The sequence below is a fragment of the Miniimonas arenae genome, assembly GCF_006351005.1.
GTDB lineage: Bacteria > Actinomycetota > Actinomycetes > Actinomycetales > Beutenbergiaceae > Miniimonas > Miniimonas arenae.
In genome coordinates this window covers 1-1346 of sequence record NZ_VENP01000132.1, presented here as the reverse complement: position 1 = coordinate 1346, position 1346 = coordinate 1, and the positions used below count along the sequence as shown (strand labels likewise).

The 1346-nt window shown below is 68.1% G+C and carries 1 protein-coding gene; it reads right to left on the bottom strand.

The genetic code is table 11. The features are described 5' to 3' along the window. Positions 1-92 precede the first annotated feature (92 nt). Positions 93-1346, bottom strand: a 1254-nt coding sequence (locus FH969_RS14920) for an ISL3-like element ISPfr2 family transposase (RefSeq protein ID WP_218975339.1), incomplete at its 5' end; no start/stop codon positions are given.

Genomic DNA, 1346 nt, shown 5'->3' with positions numbered 1-1346 from the left:
CGCCGAGTACGAGGCCGCGCACTACGCTGCACTCACCGAGCAGTTCCAACCCGCATAGCAGCGGCAGAGAACCTGGGGCGCTTCAAACCGGCTCATCCCAATCGGGGGTGTAGGAGTTGGGGTCTGAAGCCGCCGGTCTCGAGCAGGCTTCGGGCGATGTAGTTGGTCAGGTTTCGGAACCCGAGTGCGGAGCCGCGCAGGTGTTCGAGCCGTCCGTTGAGCGCCTCGGTCGGCCCGTTGCTGGTGCCGGGTCGTTCGAAGTAGGCGAGCACGTCAGCGGCTCGCTTCTTCAGGGTCCGGCCCAGGGTGGTGAGCTCGGTGAGCACCTTGGGGACGCCGGCGCTGAGGTCGGTGATCAGCTTCTCCATGAGCTCGCGGCCACGTTGCCGGTCCTCGTGGCGATAGGCGGCGATCATGCGCTGGTAGACACCCCAGGTCGCCTCGACCTCGACGTGAGCGTCATCAACGAACAGCGCGCGTAGCCTGTCGCTCTGCTTGTCGGTGAGCAGGTCCGCGCCGGTGTGCAGCGTGCGCCGCGACTTGTAGAGCGGGTCGTCCCTGAACCCACGGTGCCCGTGGATCGCGAGTTGGACCCGGCGCCGGCACCTGTCGAGGGCGTCACCGGCCAGGCGCACGACGTGGAAGGGATCCATCACCGTGACCGCGTCCGGGATCTCCTCTGCAGCGGCGGTCTTGAACCCGGTGAAGCCGTCCATCGCGACCACCTCGACCGCGTCACGGAAGGCGTCGTCGCGGTCGGCGAGCCAGGTCTTGAACGCCGCCTTCGACCGGCCCTCGACCATGTCCAGCAGCCTTGCTGGGCCGGCGCCATCGCGGACCGGGGTGAGGTCGATGATCACGGTGACGTACTTGTCGCCACGCCTGGTGTGGCGCCAGACGTGCTCATCGACGCCAATGACCTTCACGCCCTCAAACCGCGTGGGGTCGTTGATCAGCAGCCGCTTGCCTTCAGCCAGGACCGCGTTGTTGGCCGTGTCCCACGCGACCCCGAGTCCCTCGGCGACACGGGCGACGGTGAGGTGTGCGACCACGATCCCTTCCAGCGCCCACCGCAGCCCGGTGCGCGAGAGCTTCGCGCGTGGCTCCGCCGCGGCGCTGGTGTCTTGGCGCCACACGTGTCCGCAGTCGGCACAGCGGTAGCGGCGCACTACAACTTCCAGCACGGTCGGTCGCCAGCCCAGCGGCTCGTGGGCCAACCGCCGGATCACGGTGTCACGAGCAGCGCCTTCGCTGCCGCACCGTCGGCACCACTGATCTGGTTCCACCACGCGGCACGCGAGGACCGCACGATCCGGTTCAAGTCGTTGTCCGGTCACGCTCAGACC